This window comes from Microcoleus sp. S13_B4 (assembly GCF_036700885.1).
Classification (GTDB): domain Bacteria; phylum Cyanobacteriota; class Cyanobacteriia; order Cyanobacteriales; family Microcoleaceae; genus Microcoleus.
Window position 1 is genome coordinate 120100 of record NZ_JAUBPU010000009.1, and the last position, 20200, is coordinate 140299.

General features: G+C 46.4%; 16 protein-coding genes. 11 read left to right on the forward strand and 5 right to left on the reverse strand.

Features of this window, described 5'->3' with window-relative positions:
- Positions 1 to 201: 201 nt before the first annotated feature.
- The gene (locus tag QT994_RS08180) at positions 202 to 1635 is read right to left on the reverse strand and encodes a phosphoglucomutase/phosphomannomutase family protein (protein WP_333043782.1); all 1434 of its coding nucleotides are present in this window, start codon (positions 1633 to 1635) and stop codon (positions 202 to 204) included.
- Between the two features lie 883 nt (positions 1636 to 2518).
- Between QT994_RS08180 and QT994_RS08185 the strand changes: the two genes are divergently transcribed.
- Positions 2519 to 3613 carry a hypothetical protein gene (locus tag QT994_RS08185; protein WP_333173288.1) on the forward strand — a complete coding sequence of 365 codons (1095 nt, stop codon included), beginning with the start codon at positions 2519 to 2521 and terminating at the stop codon, positions 3611 to 3613.
- A gap of 41 nt (positions 3614 to 3654) precedes the next feature.
- On the opposite strand, the gene QT994_RS08190 is transcribed toward QT994_RS08185, so the two are convergent.
- Both QT994_RS08190 and bchM read right to left on the reverse strand, forming a co-directional pair.
- Positions 3655 to 4047 (reverse strand): DUF423 domain-containing protein, encoded by a 393-nt coding sequence (locus tag QT994_RS08190; RefSeq protein WP_333173291.1) that lies wholly within the window; start codon positions 4045 to 4047, stop codon positions 3655 to 3657.
- Positions 4048 to 4332: 285 nt separating this feature from the next.
- Positions 4333 to 5019: a magnesium protoporphyrin IX methyltransferase gene (gene bchM / locus QT994_RS08195; protein ID WP_333043777.1), complete on the reverse strand. Its 687-nt coding sequence runs from the start codon at positions 5017 to 5019 to the stop codon at positions 4333 to 4335.
- Between the two features lie 221 nt (positions 5020 to 5240).
- Between bchM and QT994_RS08200 the strand changes: the two genes are divergently transcribed.
- On the forward strand, positions 5241 to 5972 hold the full coding sequence (locus QT994_RS08200) for a DUF4058 family protein (protein ID WP_333173293.1): 732 nt from the start codon (positions 5241 to 5243) through the stop codon (positions 5970 to 5972).
- Between the two features lie 69 nt (positions 5973 to 6041).
- On the opposite strand, the gene nagA is transcribed toward QT994_RS08200, so the two are convergent.
- Positions 6042 to 7271, reverse strand: a complete 1230-nt coding sequence (gene nagA / locus QT994_RS08205; protein WP_333043773.1) for an N-acetylglucosamine-6-phosphate deacetylase — start codon at positions 7269 to 7271, stop codon at positions 6042 to 6044.
- Between the two features lie 234 nt (positions 7272 to 7505).
- Between nagA and purE the strand changes: the two genes are divergently transcribed.
- Both purE and QT994_RS08215 read left to right on the forward strand, forming a co-directional pair.
- Positions 7506 to 8027, forward strand: coding sequence for a 5-(carboxyamino)imidazole ribonucleotide mutase (gene purE, locus QT994_RS08210; protein WP_333173296.1), 522 nt, complete (start codon positions 7506 to 7508; stop codon positions 8025 to 8027).
- A gap of 83 nt (positions 8028 to 8110) precedes the next feature.
- Positions 8111 to 9712, forward strand: a complete 1602-nt coding sequence (locus QT994_RS08215) for an ammonium transporter (RefSeq protein ID WP_333173299.1) — start codon at positions 8111 to 8113, stop codon at positions 9710 to 9712.
- A gap of 298 nt (positions 9713 to 10010) precedes the next feature.
- On the opposite strand, the gene QT994_RS08220 is transcribed toward QT994_RS08215, so the two are convergent.
- Positions 10011 to 10613 carry an IS607 family transposase gene (locus QT994_RS08220; RefSeq protein ID WP_333173301.1) on the reverse strand — a complete coding sequence of 201 codons (603 nt, stop codon included), beginning with the start codon at positions 10611 to 10613 and terminating at the stop codon, positions 10011 to 10013.
- Between the two features lie 281 nt (positions 10614 to 10894).
- Between QT994_RS08220 and QT994_RS08225 the strand changes: the two genes are divergently transcribed.
- The 7 genes from QT994_RS08225 to QT994_RS08255 all read left to right on the forward strand — a co-directional run bounded on the left by QT994_RS08225 (position 10895) and on the right by QT994_RS08255 (position 20135).
- A complete protein-coding gene (locus QT994_RS08225; protein ID WP_333173304.1) occupies positions 10895 to 11812 on the forward strand; it encodes an SGNH/GDSL hydrolase family protein in 918 nt (305 codons plus the stop codon).
- 432 nt (positions 11813 to 12244) lie between these two features.
- Positions 12245 to 13684, forward strand: coding sequence for an ammonium transporter (locus tag QT994_RS08230; protein WP_333173306.1), 1440 nt, complete (start codon positions 12245 to 12247; stop codon positions 13682 to 13684).
- Positions 13685 to 13920: 236 nt separating this feature from the next.
- Positions 13921 to 15126, forward strand: coding sequence for a 4-hydroxy-3-methylbut-2-enyl diphosphate reductase (locus QT994_RS08235; protein ID WP_333043761.1), 1206 nt, complete (start codon positions 13921 to 13923; stop codon positions 15124 to 15126).
- Between the two features lie 314 nt (positions 15127 to 15440).
- The gene (locus tag QT994_RS08240) at positions 15441 to 15749 is read left to right on the forward strand and encodes a hypothetical protein (RefSeq protein WP_333173307.1); all 309 of its coding nucleotides are present in this window, start codon (positions 15441 to 15443) and stop codon (positions 15747 to 15749) included.
- 291 nt (positions 15750 to 16040) lie between these two features.
- The gene (locus QT994_RS08245; protein ID WP_333173309.1) at positions 16041 to 17999 is read left to right on the forward strand and encodes a CHASE3 domain-containing protein; all 1959 of its coding nucleotides are present in this window, start codon (positions 16041 to 16043) and stop codon (positions 17997 to 17999) included.
- A complete protein-coding gene (locus QT994_RS08250) occupies positions 17962 to 18408 on the forward strand; it encodes a response regulator (RefSeq protein WP_333043757.1) in 447 nt (148 codons plus the stop codon). Before QT994_RS08245 ends, QT994_RS08250 begins: the two co-directional genes overlap by 38 nt.
- A gap of 251 nt (positions 18409 to 18659) precedes the next feature.
- On the forward strand, positions 18660 to 20135 hold the full coding sequence (locus QT994_RS08255) for an ATP-binding protein (protein ID WP_333173310.1): 1476 nt from the start codon (positions 18660 to 18662) through the stop codon (positions 20133 to 20135).
- Positions 20136 to 20200 lie beyond the last annotated feature (65 nt).

Here is a 20200-nt window from a genome sequence, read left to right on the forward strand (position 1 = left end):
AAATTTAACAAACATAAATGAATTTACACTTTCCAAACTTAAACAAATCCAAGTCTAGTGCAAATATATAACTAGCCCAGCAGTATCAATGATTAATGTTCAGAGGCTTGGCGAGAGTTATCAAAAATACGTAAGGTGCGCTTGGCGCACCTCACAATCCCAAGCGCTAGGGGAAAAGCCCCCGTTGGAATAGGTAGAAATTTAAACAGGTTCTAACTGAGAAATTACCTTTTCCATGTATTGAGCAACTTGGCTTTCTTTTTCCACAGAATTGGTTTCCATGTAAACGCGCATCAAGGGTTCGGTTCCCGAAGGTCGCAGCAGTACCCAGCCACCGTCTTCAAGATAAAGTTTAATTCCGTCTTTGCGGCCGATTTCCTTAACACCAATACCTGCTACTTCTGTGGGGGGATTCTTGGTAAAAGATTCCAAAACGGCTGCTTTGTGGGCGTCATCTAGGTGCAAGTCCAAGCGCTTATTGTACAGGGGGCCGTCGGCTTCTTTAATGGCTTCTTCAACTAGCTGAGAAAGCGGTTTCCCTTCATAGGCGATCGCCTCCGCAACTAGCATATCAGCCAAAATCCCGTCTTTTTCGGGAATGTGACCCAAAACACTCAAACCGCCAGATTCTTCGCCACCGATGAGTACCGCAGTTTCCCGCATTTTTTCGCCGATGTATTTAAAACCAACTGCGGTTTCGTAGATTGTTAAACCGTACTTGGCGGCCAAATTGTCCAGCAAGTGGGTAGTTGCGACGGTACGGACGATCGCCCCAGTCAAGCCTTTATTCTTAACCAAGTGACGTGCCAGCAGCAACAGGACAGTATTTGGAGTCAAGACATTTCCCAACTCGTCAACAATACCAAAACGATCGCTGTCGCCATCGGTAGCTAAACCCAAATCCGCCGAATCCTTCTTAACAGCTTCCACCAACTCCACTAACTGTTCGCCCTTGGGCTCGGGCATTCCGCCGCCAAACAGCACATCGCGGTAGGTGTGAAAACTTTCGACATCACAGCCGCAGTGTTCCAAAACCCCGTCGAGATAGCCGCGAGAAGTCGAGTAGAGAGCATCATACTTCACCTTCAACTTAGCAGAGCGAATCCGCTCCACATCGATCAAAGTATAAAGAAACTTCAGATATTCAGGTTTCGGGTCAAAACTGGAGATTTTATCGTTGTGACTGCCTTTGGCTGGGGCATCAGAAGCACCAGCAATATTTGCCACAATTGTATCAGTAATTTCCGGGGTTGCCGGGCCCGCGTAGTCGGGGATGTATTTGATGCCGCAGTAAGGTGCGGGATTGTGCGAAGCCGTGAACATCAGGGCTCCTGCAGAGTTGAGATGCTTGGCGCTGTAGGCGATGACTGGTGTGGGGCAATCTCGATCGACCACTTTCACAGTCCATCCCAAATCTGCCAATACTTCAGCCGCCGTGCGGGCGAACTCGTCTGCCAGAAAGCGGGTATCGTAGGAGACTAGAACTGGGTGGTCTTTTGTGTAAGCGGTTTCTAGGTAACTGGCGATCGCCCGGGTGACTTTTCGCACGTTGGCAAAAGTAAAGTCATGGGCAATCAGTCCTCGCCACCCATCGGTTCCGAACTTAATTTCTGTTGAATTGCTGCTAGCGCTCATTTTATCCACTTCCTCTCGTCCTATTAATCCTACCCGAAGGCATAGCCTTAAAGACGTACTGGCCGTGCTGTTTGTGAGGATCGATCGCCCGTGCTGCCGAATCAACCTAATCCTATCGTTGTAGGGACAGGCTTCCGGCTCCGACAGAGGACTTGAAAAACTCAGAGTTGGCAAAATGTGGGAGGGATGGGGCTAGTCAGTCGCTAATTCCGGTTTTGAAGGGTCGTTTGCCGATCGAATAGACGACGATCAATTGCGGGCGATTCCCTACGGGATAGCTTCGCTTCCCGGGGAAGATCAAAAACTGAGCGCAAAAAACCACGCTGGCAATGGCATTAACCAAATGCACATAAATCTCATCCTAATCTCAAATTTAATTTTTTATTTAGAAAAGCCGATCGTTAAATTTGTTAGGATTTCCTAACAATCACAAGGCTCAAAATACATTTCTAATTCAGCTATAGAAATAAATTAACCAAAGTCACCGCTCGATCGTGCTGTAGCCTAGCTTATTTAAGAGATTAGGGCGATCGACCAAAGCGCTCCAAAACAAAGATAAGGTATTTCAAGCAGCAGTTTTTTTTAAGCAGACTTAACTTTAATTCTCAGCTTTTAAGACAAATTAAATTTATTTCCCGCCTTCTTTATACGTCAAAAAAATAGATTATGGTCGCGATCACAGGGTGACTGTGATCGATCGCACAATAAATAGCGTTATTAACGTGCAGCTTATAAAAGATGCAGACAGTCGAGCCAGATGGCTTATAGCTTTAAGCGTAATGGCTGATGACTGTCAGCGTACAAATGCAGAAAATTGTAGTTAACAACGTTAAAAATTAGGGGAATCGAGCGGGTGCGACTTAATAAAAAAACGAGGTTTATCATGACGGGTATTTCACAAATATCTTCAAAGTCTTTACCTGCTGTAGACGAAATTCAACATGGCGACAGTCTGGCGTCGGAAGGTATTAGCGGATCGGACACTCACAAACTCCCAGAGGCTAAAAGCGTCAGCGTTTCTTCTTTCGCTGTTAGCTGGGCCAAAAAATATTACAGTACAGTTGCGGCACGACAAAACCAAGCCCCGCGACAAATTCCCCAAAGCCCCGAGTTAACTAATTTTGAGGGAAATCGAGCCCAAATAGTTGACAAATTGACAGATACCCTGAAATTAGCGAGCGAGATAGCTTGGAGTAGAGTAGAAGCTCTTTTAGGGGAACAAATAGAGCGCCACGCCATCGATCAAAGCTTAATTAATTCTTTAGAAATTGCAGCCGACACTCGCACCTTATATCGGAAAGCAATAGACGCTTATGCAGATAGAGAACCTATTTTCCGCTTGTCCGTGCTGGTGGGAAAAGATATTATTCAAGTGAGGCGGAAATACTCAGAGGCTGATCCGTTAGTGCTGGGGTTTGTGACGGTGCAATTTCAATACACTAGCAAAATCTTGTTAGGATGTCTTTCGGAGTCAGAGCGATCGGAATTTGCACCATATTTAAAAGTTGTAGAGGACTATTTGCACATTCCCTACGGAGAGATTAACGAGGCTGCGGCGAATCAGCCCGCGAATTCAAGAGCTCTATTAGCCGTTCAGCATTTGTTGCAGCACACGACTCAGATTGCTAGTGCAGTGTACGATCGAGCTAGTGCCCAGCATCAAGGATACCGCAGCAGCAGCGGGTATTTGAGCGATCGCGAGGTAAAAATTTCTGGTATCCGGGATGTGGAGATTTTTCAAAGCTATTTGTGCTGGTGCGTTTTGGAAGGTAGCATTCACCCGGTACAGCAAGAATTGTTTCCAATTTGCGTGATGTTGTACCCCAAACTTCATGTAAGTTGGGAGTTAGTGCAGGATATGCTGCTGATTTTATTTTGGGAAATATGCGAGCGGCTTCCTGCTGAAGATTTAACGGTATTTGTACCTTACTTGCGTACTTTGACAGAGATGTTTTCCAGGGATGTGTTTGATAATTAGGTAATTACTAATTGGTAATTGCTTCAAAATTTACCAGTTGCCTATTTAAAACTAAAAGCTGCGACTGCCAAACATCCCCAACCAACAATAAAAGCAACTCCCCCCAGTGGCGTAATTGCACCCAGCCATTTGATGTCGCTCAAACTCAGGGCGTACAAACTGCCTGAAAAGATGATTGTGCCGGCAATAAAAGCCCATCCAGCAACTGCCAAAAAGGTTTGAGACTCTTGGGCGCGGCTCAAGAGTAAAGCGACGAGTAATAAAGCCAGGGCATGGTACATTTGATATCGCGCGCCGGTCTCAAAAATGGTTAAAGCTCGATCGCTCAATTGATTTTTCAAAGCGTGGGAGGCGAAAGCACCGCCTGCAACGGATAAACCTCCGAATAAGGCTGCGGCTGCTATAAAAATGCGAATTAAAACTAGCGTTGACATAATATTTAGTGAATTGGGAAGAAGGAAGAAGGAAGAAGGAAGAAGGAAGAAGGAAGAAGGAAGAAGGAAGAAGGAAGAAGGAAGAAGGAAGAAGGAAGAAGGAAGAGGGAAAAACATCTAATTGTTGATATCGAAGGTGCGCGGTGCGTGCCTTACTTGTCATTGCGAGCCTCCGCGAAGCAATCGCATAGTAGAGATGTTCAGTGGCGTAACTCTGGGAAGGGAAGGTGCGCGGGGCGCACCCTAGGCTTATGATAAATTAGCTTTTTTGCAAATATTTTTAACCTATTTTCGCACAGCTTCCAGCAAGCGAGAATAGTAAAAGCTAGTGCTAGTCATCGCTGTTCTGTTAATAACAAAACCATTGTTTTCTAGGATTTTGATAATATCAGCTTCACGGTGCTGGTAAGCTCTGGTAGTTTTGCTCGGGCCGGGGAAAAGTTCACCAACTTTTTTGAGGGCGGTAAGTGCTAAAGTTTTGGGTGCAAAACTAAGAATTAGTCGCGATTCGGCGATCGAACTTAGGTGAGCGATCATTTCTGCAGCCTTATTTTGAGGATAGTGGATTAGCACATCCAAACAAATCACTGTGTGGAATTTGCCGGTCAAAGCTTCCAGATCTTGGGCGGCGAAGGAGATGTTGTAGAGCTTGCCAGGAACTGCGGTCGATCGATCGTAAGCTTCTGCTACCATCTTTTCAGAGATATCGCTAGCGCAAACAATTGCCCCAGCGTCAGCCAGAGGAATGCTCAGAGATCCCACACCACAACCGGCATCGCAGACACAAAGCCCGGGCAAATTGCCGTCAGCTTGCAGCCATTCGATGACTGTATCCACAGTTTTCTGGTGCCCAGTGCGGATGTCTAGCTGAACTTTATTGACTTGGCCTTCGCCGTAAATTCGCTGCCAGCGATCGAATCCCGTCGAGTTAAAATACTGTCTAACTATAGTCTTGTCGTCTACCAAATTCATTAGTCTGCCTGCTGCTGAGTTATTGCCAACGGTTAAATATTATAAAGCCGCAGCGGCATTTATTGTGGACACTCCCCACCTAATTAAATTGAGTTAGATTTATTGATACGGGCGATCGCAACTCGAACAATCCCGAATTGAGAAACTAATTCAATAAAAACCGAGTACCCGCCGATCGCCCATTCGATCGATAATTTCAATAAGTCCTAACTTTTAAAAATATGGTGTTACAAGATCATTTTCGCCCGCCGCTGTCGGTGCGCCGTCACTGGCACGCCTTTCACAATGCCTGGGCGACTTATATTGCATCAGATTTGAATGCCAAATTACCAGAAGGTTACTTTGCCGAACCTAACGTACAGTTTGGGATTGAAATTGATGTAGCAGCTTTTGAGGAATCGTTACCGGAATTGGAGAACCCAGAGACGGTAATTCATTTGCCAATAGATTTTCCAAACAATTGGTTGCCACCGCCAGCCCAAACCGTGCCTTTTTTATCTACGGCTAATACCGTGCAAGTCAGTATTTTTAACACTGAAGCTGGCCCGGTATTAGCCGGTACCATTGAATTAGTAAGTCCTGCCAACAAAGCTCGTTCTACTCATCGCGATGCTTTTGTTTCTAAGTGCGAGACGTATTTGCGGCAGGGAATTGGGTTAGTAATAGTTGATGTTGTGACAGGAAGGAAGGCCAATCTTCACAATGAATTGTTAATCCGTTTGGCGCGAGGAAGTGCTTCGCCCTTCGAGGCTGACCTCTATGCTACAGCTTATCGCCCGATCGAGCGAGACGGCAAGCAATGCCTGGATATTTGGCAAGAAAAACTGGCTGTGGGCTGCGCGCTCCCTGCTTTACCGCTGTGGCTGCGGGGCGATATTTGCTTGGCTGTGGAATTAAACAATATTTACGATCGAACTTGCCGAGAGCACCGAATTGCTGTCACCAGTGCTTAGCGCATAGCAGAACGAATAAGGAAGAAGGAAGAAGGAAGAAGAAATCAACCAAACACGATCTGACAACACTTAAAACAAGCGATGCCAAGTCAATTCCTTTGTCGCCGCATTTAAATTCCAGCGCAACAATTGAGTTGCCGATTTGCCCATAATTCCCGAAATTCCGATCGCCTTTCTCGGAGATTCAGTTGCCAGGGCGATCGCACTATCGGCGTCGCAAATCCCCCACTTCACCAAATTCTGCACTCCCGCCAATAGCGGCAGAGTTGTACCTGCCAAAGTAGCAGATTCCAGGGGCGAATGGTAATCTAATCTTATCCAAGCTGTACCTTTTCTGACTTCAATTTGTCGGGAATCCCAAGGATAAACACCGTCAGGCAAACCCAAAGGAGCCAAAGCATCGCTCACTAAAAAAACGCCTTTTTCATACCTAGCAGCGCGCAGCAACAAATCCATCATTGTCCCAGAAACGTGCTTCCCGTCAGCAATTAAACCGCATTTTACGCCCGGATAAACAATCGCCGCTCCCAATAAACCCGGTTCTCGGTGGTGCAAACTCGGCATCGCATTAAAAGCATGAGTTACCATGGAAGCTCCCCGCTCAAATGCTTGTTGGGCTTGCTCTGCCGTCGCTTGGGAATGTCCGAGACTGACGGCAATTCCCAAACTTTGCAAATAGGGAATGACTTCGCCAGTGCTGTCTAACTCCGGCGCTAAAGTAATTATTTTGACAATATGGGCACAATCTCCTAAAACTTGCTTGACATTTTCTATAGTTAGGGGTAGTAAAAACTCAACTGGATGAGCTCCTCGCTTCTGGGGGTTGAGAAAAGGGCCTTCGAGGTGAACACCGAGAATTTCCGCTGTTTTAGTTTTATTGATTGCCGGAGCAGCGGTTTGTACAGTGCGGATATAATCAGCTATCGTCGAGAGCGATCGCCTAAACTTATCCAGCGAAGTTGTCACCAAAGTCGGCAAAAAAGCATCGACTCCCTGATTCCACAAAAATTGACAAATTTTTGGCAAAATTTCAATATGTTTGCTTTCTAAATCGGGAAAAGCAAAACCGAGGGCTCCGTTAATCTGCAAGTCAACACCGCCTAGAGAAAGCCAATCGCCTCCTACATCAAGCACTTGCAAATCGGGAGGACAAATCCGTTTAAATACGGCGTCCATCGGCAAAACTTCTTGAATGATTCCCGTTTCGTCAACAGCAAGCATCTGCAAATCCTTGCAACGGGGGAGGCGAGCATTGAGAATATCTGTGGGGGCGGCAGGTGGGGTTGTGGCTTCAGTCATCCGATTTTAGATTTTAGATTTTAGATTTTAGATTTAATATTCGCTACGGATAAATCCGGTGGCTGGCGATGAGGAGGGGGAGCTTTTTGCTTTTTGCTGACTCCAGGGCTGCTTGGACGGGGACTTGTGGCCAAATTGCTTTTAAGGGTCAGTTTTGGTACAAAATATCTAAATTTGAGTTAACGCAATCATTTAAAATTAGCATTTATCTGAAATCTGAAATCGGAAAATTGCATGAATCAACCGACAGTTGGAATTATCATGGGTAGCGATTCGGATTTGCCAACCATGAAAGATGCGATCGCAGTTTGCGAAGAATTCAGTGTACCTTGCTCCGTGGCGATCGTCTCGGCGCACCGCACCCCTGAGCGCATGGTGGAATACGCCCAAACCGCACACCAACGGGGCTTGAAAGTTATTATCGCAGGTGCCGGGGGAGCGGCACACCTCCCTGGTATGGTAGCATCTTTAACGCCCTTGCCAGTAATTGGAGTGCCGGTACTGAGCCGCCACCTGCAAGGCCTAGATTCGCTGTACTCGATCGTGCAAATGCCAGCCGGCATACCCGTAGCAACAGTGGGGATCGGCAACGCTAAGAATGCTGGCTTGCTGGCCGTTCAGATACTAGCAGCTCATCAGCCAGAATTGCTAGAGCGAGTCCTGGATTACCGCAAAACTTTGTCGGAATCTGTCATGAAAAAACAAACTCAGCTAGAAGAGTTAGGCTATCAAAACTATCTGAATCTGAACAAATAATCTCTAAACTTTTGTAGTAAAATTGGAAAGTTTTCCGAATATTGCTGAGCTTATTAGCCGTAAAGAGGGTGAAAGTGATTAAAATGACGGTCGGAAAGAAAAAGTCGAAACAAGTCAGGCGGGAGTCTTTAAATTGGCCAGCAGCTAACTTTTTGACCAAAGTTAACAGGTTCAATAAATTACAAAGGGCGATCGCCCGCCTCAGTCCAAGTTGGCAAGCCTGCATACCAATAGCAGCAATCATCGTCTTGGTGTGGGGATATGCGGCGGTAGCCCAAACCCCTGCCAAGCCAACTACTGAGGAACAATTAGCAAGCCTTAAGGTGGGCATGGATACCATGTGGGTCATGGTTGCGGCGATGCTAGTGTTCTTTATGAACGCCGGTTTCTGTATGTTGGAAACCGGTTTTTGTCGTCAAAAAAATGCAGTCAACGTGCTGGCAAAAAACTTGATTGTTTTTGCGCTTTCTACTATCGCATTTTGGGCGATCGGCTTTGCATTAATGTTCAGCAACGGCAACGATTTTATCGGCACCAGCGGCGGATTTTTTCTGTGGAATGTAGCTGACAACAGCCCCGCCACAGGAGACGCTTATCAAGGCATTTTCAACTCATTAAACAGGACGGGAGTGCCTCTTAACGCTAAATTCTTTTTCCAGTTAGTTTTTGCGGGAACTGCTGCCACGATCGTTTCTGGAGCAGTTGCAGAGCGAATTAAATTCATTGACTTCTTAATTTTCAGCTTGCTGCTAGTAGGAATTGCTTACCCAATTACCGGACACTGGATTTGGGGCGGCGGCTGGCTGTACAACGCAGGCTTCCGGGATTTTGCGGGTTCGACAGTGGTTCACTCGGTAGGCGGTTGGGCTGCTTTGATGGGAGCGGCATTTTTGGGGCCGCGGATCGGCAAGTACCGCGACGGCGAGACTGTGGCGATACCAGGACACAATATGAGCATTGCCACCCTCGGCTGTTTGATTCTTTGGTTTGGTTGGTTCGGGTTCAATCCCGGTAGGACAATGGCACTCGATCCAAATGCGATCGCCCACATTGCGATCACCACCAACACCGCCGCTGCCTTCGGGGGAGTTGCTGCAACGATTACTGCTTGGCTGTACCTGGGCAAACCAGACCTTTCGATGATTATCAACGGCATCCTCGCAGGCTTAGTCGGGGTAACAGCTAGCTGCGCTTGGATCAACGTGCCCAACTCTGCCATTATCGGGACGATCGCGGGTATCCTGGTAGTTTTCGCAGTAACTTTCTTCGACAATTTGAAAATTGACGACCCTGTAGGGGCAACTTCAGTTCACTTAGTCTGCGGCATCTGGGGAACTCTGGCAGTTGGGCTGTTTGCTGACGGGCCTACAACTGGAATTTATACCACAGGCCCGGCAGCAGGATTGCTCGTGGGCGGAGGTTTCGGTCAACTCTGGGCGCAGTTGGTCGGCATTATCTCTGTAGGCGGGATGACCGTGCTGCTGAGTACGATTTTTTGGGCCGCACTCAAAGCTTTGCTGGGTATCCGCGTTTCTGCTGTAGAGGAGGCTGAAGGTTTGGATATCGGCGAACACGGGATGGAAGCTTACAACGGGTTTGTGAAGGAAAGGAGCTTGGACAACAGAATTGAGGGTGGCTACGGCGGTTATGCTGGGGGTTCTAGGGCGAGGACTACAAAACTGTAGAGTTTGGGAAGAGATCGCTCAATTCAGCTTTCGTGTCCTAGATTAGCTATTTATAAGCTAATTCACCTCTTTATTCAGAAAAACCACAATCTGAAATAGCCGCCACCTTATGGCTGTTTATCGTTGTGCTCGCGTTTCAATCTTCAATGCGAACGCGGGCATATTTTTATTATTAGTTCACCTTTAATGGCCTACATATAGCAGTTTTCGATTCCATGAGATGTGCGTCGGTAATTGGTAATTGGTAATTGGTAATTGAGAATCTGTAACTAACGAACTGTGCAAACAGTTGTATTGATTAGAGTTTACCGGCAATGGCTTTAAGTTCTTCAACGACGCGCTTGTTCTTGGGATTCCTGCTGCCATCAAGGGGGGCGGAGACAACAGTGATTATTTCTAGTATATCTTTAGCTAAATCCTTGTCACAGCTAGTATTTTCGGTTTGATTTATAATCACTACCTCTGTCCCAAAGTGTTCGCACAAATTAAAAATTAGTTCCGAACCAAATCTCAGCAGTCTGTCTTTGTGAGTTAATACCAACCTTTCTACTTGATTGTCTACGATCGCCCGAATTAGATGTTGTAAACCCCGCTTAGTGTAATTAACCCCAGAACCCACATCATCAATGATTTGGAATTGCCAGCCGTGAGATGCACAAAACAATTCCAAAACTTGTTTTTGTCTGTCTAAATCATCTTTTTGGTCGTGGCTGCTAACCCGAGCGTAAGCTATGGTTAAAGCGCCGTTGGGTTTTAAGCCGAGAAGATGAGCTAGGTCATACCGTCTGTGACCGTTAGCCGTGCGTTCCGGTATTAGCTTACCTTCGGCTTCCCACCTGCGTAAGGTGGAAGCGCTCACACCTTTAATTTTGGCTGCTTCAGTTATAGTTAATTTTTTCATTTTTGGATTTTAGCATCAGAACTGAGTAAGTTCGATCACTTTTAGATATATTTTTGTGCAGTGCGGCAGCTTTTACCAATCCGATTGCGGTGCCAGAAAGTTTGGTAGGCAGATTTTTTATGGTAAAGTAGTGCGAAAAAGCAAAGTTCTGCATTGCCGTCGCGCCCAAAACAGTACAGTGCTTGATTCTTACCAGAATTGAGGCTTTAATTGAGTGGTAAAACTTGATGCAGCAATCAGTGCAAATTATTCGGTGTGAAGCCTGCAAATAGCTTGAGTTTATGGAGAAGTTTGGAGGAGGTAGCAGAAGTAGAACTCATAAATCCCTCTTAGGGATGGAAGTTAGCCGATCGAAAGCTGTTCCGGTTTGGGCTTTGCTATCTTTGGTGACGAACGGGGTATTGATACTTACAGTTGCTCAACTACTCCTGCGGGGACACAACTTGGCAGAAAGCTTCCCGGCAAGTGCTGCGGTGACTGCAGAAGCGGCTGAAGAACAAATTGGCCCACCGGTGATCTCTGCAAAGGCAGTGCTAGACGTGCCGGTTCCCGGACCGCGACATAAATGGACTTACCAGCAGTGGGTGACCCAGTTGGGTCGCGAAGCTGAGGCGGCAGCGGCGAATCGACCCTCAAGACTGAGTGTTTTGGCTGGGGATTCTCTAAGTATGTGGTTTCCGACCAAGCTGTTACCAGTCGATCGAATTTGGTTGAACCAAGGGATTTCGGGGGAGACTTCCGTGGGTTTGCTGAAGCGGTTGCAGTTGTTCGATAGAACTGCGCCGGATACTGTGTTTGTGATGATTGGGATTAACGATTTGTTGCGGGGAAGCACCGACGAAGGGATTTTGGACAACCAGCGGCAGATTATTCGCGATTTGCGGTGGGCTCACCCCAAAGCACAAGTGGTTGTGCAGTCGATTTTGCCCCATAGCGGGGAACAAGCTACTTGGGAAAATCGCGATCGCCTGTTGGCGATTCCTAACAGTCGGATTAGGGCAATAAATCGACGGCTGAAAGAAATTGCTACTTCTGAAAATGTTTTGTATCTGGATTTGTACCCGCTATTTGCGGATGCTGACGGCAATTTGCCAACTGAACTCAGCACAGATGGCCTGCATCTTAACGATCAAGGTTATCTGGTTTGGCGATCGGCCCTGCAACTGTTCGATGAGATGCAGTTGAAAAATGAGTCATGAGTCATTAGTTAGAAAGATAAACCATAAAGTAACATTCTCCCCCTCTACTCCTTCCACTCTCCCCAACTCCAAACTCTTGCCCTCTCCTCAACTTCCTCTTTCCCATTACTCTGCTATCACTGGCTATGTCAAGTATCCACTGAGAGATTAAGAAATATGATAGTTAGCGATTTAGTATAGGGTGATACAGAATAAGTGTTTGTAGAAATGGTGCAATCCAAAAGGCACAGACCATTAGATTGATAGTTGACGAATTTAGATGAGTCCGGCTATACGAAGTCGGGGGGTTGAGGATTGGGGAATTATCTATTGAAGATTTGTTCCGCTAAAACAGGGACTTAAAACCAAATAACTATTGCATCTAAAATCCTCGCATCTAAAATCGGCTCGGTCTTCCCTGAAAATTGCTGAGTATGAGAAGGTACAACTAACGTGATCAAAAAAAGTTTAACGATCGGCATCATCGCGCTGTGGCTGTTAAGTGTGCCGCTGACGCACAATGCCTTAGCTCAAGATGCTGCTGGTACTGCTGCTGCCGTGGTGCCGAATCCGATCAACAGCGGCGATACCGCCTGGATGTTGGTCTCCTCAGCACTGGTATTGCTGATGACACCGGGGCTGGCCTTTTTCTACGGAGGGTTGGTGCGATCGCGCAACGTCCTCAACACCATGATGATGAGCTTAGTCATGATGGGACTGATCGGCGTCACCTGGACGCTGTGGGGTTATAGTTTGGCTTTTGATGTCACCCCCAGCAACCTCAATGATAAAGGGTTTGCTCAAGGGATCGAAACCTTCATCGGCGGCTTCGACTGGATGTTCTTAAACAACGTCACGGCGGACAAACCAGATCCGATCGGCTACGCGCCGACAATACCCCACCAAGTCTTCATGGTGTACCAGATGATGTTCGCCATCATCACTCCAGCATTGATTTCCGGGGCGATCGTCGAACGGGTAACATTTAAAACCTATTTCTGGTTCGTGCTGCTGTGGTCTACCTTCATCTACTCTCCTCTAGCCCACTGGGTTTGGGGTAGAGGCTGGCTGGGGGCGATCGGGTCTCTGGACTTTGCCGGCGGTACAGTCGTGCACATCAGTTCCGGCGTATCAGCCGTTGTCGCAGCTTGGGTAATCGGGCCCCGCAAAGACCACTTGAACAAGCCCCACACCCCCCACAACGTACCCTACGTCTTGCTGGGAATTGGGATGCTGTGGTTCGGCTGGTTTGGCTTCAACGGCGGTAGCGCTTTGGGTTCTGGTTCTTTAGCAACAGTGGCTTTTGTCACCACAATGATTGCTACAGCAGCCGGCGGTTTAACTTGGACAATTGTGGAATGGGTACTCAAAGGCAAACCGACAGCAGTGGGAATTGCTAGCGGTTTCCTAGCGGGATTGGTGGGCATCACACCTGCGGCTGGATTCGTGCTTCCAGTGGGAGCGCTTTTGATCGGATCGATCACTTCGGTTGCCTGCTTCTTCGCCGTTAGTTTCCGCGCTAAGCTGGGATTTGACGACTCTTTGGATACCTTCCCGATTCACGGCGTAGGTGGAACTGTGGGCGCGATTCTGACAGGTGTGTTTGCGACTAAAGCGGTTAACGCAGCCGGAAATGACGGGCTATTTGCGGGGAATCCGGGGCAAATCGGGATTCAGTTGGTAGGCATTCTAGCTACTTACGTGTTTGCGGCTGTCGGCACTTTTGTGATCCTGAAAATTTTAGGGCAGTTTATGGAGCTGCGAGTGCCTTCATCTGCTGAAGACCAAGGTTTGGATATCGGCCAGCATGGGGAAGAAGCTTACGGTGAGGATTTTGCCGGCGGTTTCAGTTCGTTTGAATCTAGTTCTCCTTTTGCGCCTAAGAAGGTTTGAGACTGATTTTCTGTGGGAGTTCCATCGTGTAGAGACTCAGCTATCTGGGTCTCTCAGCTTTTTTTAAGTTTTTTTAACGAACCGCGAGGGCGCGTTCATTCTTTCTTTGCTCTCAATTAAATGTGTCTATCGTATAAATAGCATATCCCCTCTTCGCTACTGAGCCAATAATCGCGATCGCACCCCAGGCATTCTAAAATCAAAGGTAATTAACCTAGATTTCTACTCGATACCGCATGGATACTAAAGCTTTTAAACGATCGCTCCAACAGTCTGAAAACTACCACCGCAAGGGTTTCGGACACGAAGCTGAAGTAGCTGGCGTGATGCAGACGGCTTATCAAAGCAGTCTGATCCAGCAAATTCGCGACAATAATTACAGACTGGAACGCGGCGCAGTCACGATCCGGCTGGCTGAGGCTTTTGGCTTTTGCTGGGGGGTGGAACGCGCTGTAGCTATTGCTTACGAAACTCGGCAGCATTTCCCAACCGAACGGCTTTGGATTACTAATGAGATTATTCATAATCCCTCTGTCAATCAGCATTTGCGGGATATGGAAGTTGGTTTTATTTCTGTTGAGAAGGGACAGAAAGATTTTTCGGTTGTCGATAGCGGCGATGTGGTAATTTTACCAGCTTTTGGGGCAAGCGTCCAAGAAATGCAGTTGCTTAATGATAAGGGCTGCAAGATTGTTGATACTACTTGTCCTTGGGTTTCTAAGGTTTGGAATACTGTTGAGAAGCACAAAAAGAGAAATTATACTTCGATTATTCACGGTCAATACAAGCATGAGGAAACTGTTGCAACGAGTTCTTTTGCTGATAAGTATTTGATTGTGCTGAATTTGCAGGAAGCTGAATATGTCAGCAATTATATCTTGCATGGGGGCGACCGCGATGAGTTTCTTGTTAAATTTAGCAAGGCTTATTCGGCTGGTTTTGACCCAGATGTGGATTTGGAAAGCGTTGGTATTGCTAACCAAACTACTATGCTCAAAACTGAGACAGAGAACATTGGTAAGTTGTTTGAAAAAACGATGATGCGGAAGTTTGGACCTGAGAATTTGAACGAGCATTTTCAGAGTTTTAATACTATCTGCGATGCGACTCAGGAACGCCAAGATGCTATGTTGAGTTTGGTTGAGGAAAAGTTGGATTTGATGCTGGTGATTGGGGGTTTTAATTCTTCTAATACTACGCATTTGCAGGAAATTGCGATCGACAAAACGGTTCCTTCTTATCACATTGATTGTGCAGAGCGTATTTTACCGGGAAATCGGATCGAACACAAGCCTTTGGGCGGAGATTTGGTCGTAACTGAAGGTTGGTTACCGGAGGGTAAAATTGTGGTGGGCGTGACTTCGGGTGCTTCTACGCCTGATAAGGTTGTTGAAGATGCGATCGATCGCATTTTCGCGATGAAAGCGGCGGCTGTTGTGTAATTATTATATTGTTTCGGCACTGCACTCGGAATCATCATTTTCTCAGTGCAGTGCGATCGTCCAAATCCTCAACCGACTATCAACTCCAATTGTTCTTCATATCAATTCCGGTAGCCTCCCAATAGTAAAATCCAGTCAACATTCAACAGTCAACAATCACAGATGGTGCAACCGAAATAGATCTAATTCATCGGCGTTAATCGGTGTTAATCTGCCTGTATCTGCGGTAAAAAAAGAGAATTTATTCACCGCAGATGACAAGGGATTAACGCAGATTAACGCAGAGGTCGAGAATAGAGATAGGAAAAATTCCGATGCTAACAGATTTGATATTATTCCCTCTTGATGCTGAAATTATCCCCCTTAACCTGCCTGTATCTGCGGTTAGTTTCCCTAGCAATTTCTCCCCTCCGTGCAAAAAATTATTTTTTTCACACATCATGAAAAATCAGCCTTTTTTTTGGGGAAAAAAGCTTGACACTGGTGGCTTGACAAGGTATTATTTAATAATGGGAATAGTGCCACAATTTAAATTTATATCACCACTCCCATTATCTAAAATATACCCCAAAAGTCAATTTAAGTCAATAGGTAAAAACTCTTTTCTTTGCGCCGCGATTTGAAACTGTGAAAGCAGCATAATGGATGTAACAAAACAGGGTGAATAAAGCTTTGTTAACCATCCTAGATTGTGTGGAGCCTGCATGAATCATGAGAGGTAAGAGAGCTATTTCTGGCATCTCCGACTTAAGGGGGATGCCAGGAAGATATAGACTAAAATAGGAACAAGATTGATCGCACATTTGAGCCTTAAATTTATAGGCTTTAGTCGCCGTCTCTGACCGCGCCAAAAATTCGAGTAGTCCGTATCCAGCTAAAATAAAAAAAAGCAGGACTCGCACGCCGACTATTTCATGAAACAATCACTGACTCCCCAAATCACCGCAGGTATCGGAATGGTCGTGGCGCTGCTAATTTTTAATGCGGCCACTTCCTACCGCAACACTCTCAAGTTAGTCGAAAACGAACGCTGGGTGAGCCACACTCACCAAGTTTTAACCGAACTCGAAGCCACGCTTTCCACCTTAAAAGATGCTGAAACCGGACAGCGCGGTTATTTGCTGACGGGAGAAGAACGGTATTTAGAACCCTATCACAGCGCGATCGCCCGCATCAACCAACAAGTAGTCGGATTGCAGCAGCTAACCGCCGACAACAAGCGGCAGCAACAGCGCCTTCGCGATTTGAAAATTGCGATCGACTCTAAATTATCCGACCTTGAAGAAACCCTCAATCTGCGACGCAAACAAAACTTAGCAGCAGCCGTGGGGCAAGTAAAAACCGGTAGGGGAAAGCAAATCATGGGCAGCATTCGGCAGCAGATAGCCGTCATGACTGCCGAAGAAACTCAGCTATTGCAGCAGCGCGCCCGAGAATCAAAAAGGAGCGCTAATTTGACAATCCTGACTTTTACCCTTGCTGCTTTAATAAATTTCCTGTTGATGGTGTTGGTTTTCTATTTGGTCAAACGCGATCGAACTTTGCGCGACAATGCCGAAATTAAGCAAAATCAACTTTTAGACCAGCTAGAGCACGATCGCCACTCCCTGCAATTAAGTGAAGAACGTTTTCGCAGCGCCATTCTCAACGCACCGCTGCCAATTATGCTGCACGCTGAAAACGGAGAAGTTTTGCAAATTAACTGCGCTTGGACAGAACTCTCAGGCTACGAATACTCAGAAATTCCCACAATTGAAGATTGGACAGAAAAAGCTTACCACAGCCGCAAATCGCTAGTGCAAGCAGATATCGACCGACTGCACCAATTAAACGCCCGCATTTCTGAAGGCGAATATATGATTACCACAGCCAGTGGCGAAACTCGAATTTGGGACTTTTATTCCGCACCTTTAGGCAAGCTTTCCGACGGCAGAAGTTTAGTAATTAGTACCGCTATTGACATGACTGCGCGCAAACAAGCAGAAGCAGAAATTCGGATGCTCAATGCTACATTAGAACGGCGAGTAGAACTCCGCACCAATCAACTTCAAGCAGCTAACGAAGAATTAGAAGCTTTCGCCTATACCGTAGCCCACGATTTGCGTGCCCCCCTGCGGGGAATGCAGGGATTGGCTGAAGCTTTATTAGAAGATTACCGCGAACTCCTCGACGAACTTGGCCAAGAATACGCCCAGCAAATTGTTAACTCGGGGCAACAATTAGAAGAATTAATCCAAGATTTGCTAGCTTACAGCCGCCTGAGCCGCACAGATTTATCGATGCAAGTTTTGGACTTAGAATCAGTTGTGGCCGAGGCAATTGCTATGGTAAAAGCTGACGCTAAATCCAGGCACGCTCAAATTAGTGTTCGATGGCCCTTGCCTGCGGTAATTGCCCACCGCGTTACTTTAGTTCAAGTAATCACCAATCTGCTCACCAATGCTATAAAATTTGTGGAAGGCACACCACCCCAAGTGCAGATCTGGGCTGAGGAAATTGAGCAGCCTCAAGAGGGAGAAACAGAGAGCAATACAGTGGGAAAATTGGAAAGTGAGACGGTGGGACAGTGGGAGCATTCCCAGTTACTGATGGCGAGTAGCCTATTGCCAGTCCGCATCATCCGTCTGTGGGTAGAAGACAACGGCCTCGGTATTGCTCTAGAACATCAAAAACGCATTTTTCGCGTGTTTGAACGGCTGCACGGTATTGAGGCTTACCCCGGAACTGGTATAGGATTAGCTATTGTAAAAAAAGGAGTTGATCGCATGGGCGGTCAAGTTGGAGTGGAATCTCAAGTAGGACAAGGCAGTCGATTTTGGATACAACTGAGGAAGCATGACCCAAATGCAGACGATTTTGCTGGTGGAAGATAACCCCGTTGATATTCTATTGATGCAGCGGGCATTGCGAAATGAGGCTTTTGCTAATACGTCGCTGCAAATTGTCCGAGATGGAGATGCAGCAGTTTTTTATTTAAATGGTGACGGAGAGTACAGCGATCGCGATCGCTATCCTTTACCGAGGATAATTTTACTAGATTTGAAGTTGCCCAGGCGATCGGGCCACGAGGTTCTGGTTTGGCTCAAGCAGCAGCCGGAACTAAAACGCTTGCCAGTGGTTATGCTTACTTCTTCTAGCCAAACAATTGATGTCAAGCGAGCTTACGATTTAGGGGTAAATTCTTATTTGGTTAAACCGGTCGGGTTTGCTTCTTTAGTGGAAATGATGCAGAGTTTTAGCCAGTATTGGCTCAATTATACCGAACTGCCGGAACCTCTATAATTGGCGCATTTTTAGTGGTGGCTTTTCGATTTTTATTGCTTGTTTTCTTGTTACCAAGCTCTTTCTGCTAGTGGCATTTTCCCCATTTTTATTGCTTGCTTTCTCGTTACCCGGAGCTTTATGATAAGGAGGAAATTAAGTTTAGAGTGAGGAATCTCGTCCTCTATCATCTTAAAGAGGCAACCTCCAACATTTTTATTCCGAGTGATTGCTCGGCACTCTAACTAACAGCAAAATTATAAATTGTTAAAGTGGTACACATTCTAGTAATTGACGACAACCCCACTGATCGGCTGCTCGTCAGACGCGAATTAGAGCGGCAATTTTCGCCATTGCAAGTAACGGAAATTTCTCACAATAGATTGTTGGTGGAAGCACTAAATCGAGGTCGATTCAATCTGGTGATTACCGACTACCAACTGCTCTGGACGAACGGTTTAGATGTGCTTAAAACTATCAAAGCGCGTTATCCACAATGCCCGATTATAATGTTTACGAATACTGGTAATGAAGAAATTGCTGTAGAGGCGATGAAATCCGGATTGGACGATTACATTATCAAGTCGCCTAAGCACTACGTCCGCCTTTGCGTTGCTGTTCGCGCAGTGCTCGATAGAGTTGCCGCCTGGGAACGAGTCGCCCGACTAGAAAATCAACTTAATTATCTGCTAGAACGCTTAAATGTCGGAGTTTTTCGAGCGAGTTCCCAGGGGCAGCTTTTGGAAAGCAATCAAGCTTTTTTGCGCTTGTTTGATGCCAGCAATTTAGCAGATGTCCAAGGGATTTATCTTGAGCAATTGTTTGTGCAACCCCTAGGTTCAGGGGAGTCTCGGTCTCAAAATATCGAAATTACATTTCCTTTGGCAGACGGTCGAGTAAAATGGATTCGGTTTACTCAATATCTCTACACTGTAGAAGGTGAAACTACCATTGAGGGATTGGTGGAAGATATTACGGAACTCAAGCAAGCAGAACTTGCTTTGCGCGAATTTAATGAAACTTTGGAAGAGCGGGTGAGAGAGCGTACTGCTGAGTTAGAAGAAGTTAACGCACAGCTCGAATCGTTTACTTATTCAGTTTCGCACGACTTGCGCGCTCCTCTGCGGGGAATTTTGTTTTTTGCTGAAATGTTGCTTAAAGATAAAGGCAACGAGTTGGATGCTACCGCACAGGATTACTTGTCTCGGATTAATGACGCTGCAAGTCTGATGAATACTTTAATCGAAAATTTGCTAGAGTACGGCCGTCTCAGCAAAGCTAACTTGCCACTACAACCAGTTTCTCTTAATTTAATTGTGGCTCGCTCGATCGCGCAACTAGAGGCGGAAATTGCTCAAAAACAAGCTCGGATAACGGTTGTTGAACCGCTACCTACTGTGTTGGCCCATCCTGCTACCCTGCTGCAAGTCTTGGCTAATTTGCTCTCCAATGCTCTTAAGTTCGTGCAGCCTGGGATAGAGCCGCAGGTGCGAGTTTATGCAGAAGCTGACGACGAATATATCTATCTTTGGGTAGAAGACAACGGTATTGGTATTGAAGAAAAATTTCAAGAAAGGATTTTTGGGTTGTTCGATCGCCTGCACGGTCAAGAAGTGTATCCAGGGACAGGAATAGGGCTGGCGATAGCGAACAAAGGAGTTGATCGGATGGGGGGTGCGATCGGGCTGAAATCCACTGTGGGAATCGGTACCCGCTTCTGGGTAAAATTACGCAAGTGCGAGAGTTGAGGAAGTAAGTTCGGCAACGCGCAGTGAATCGGGATTTAAAAGATGAGGTTCTAGGGAAGAGGGTT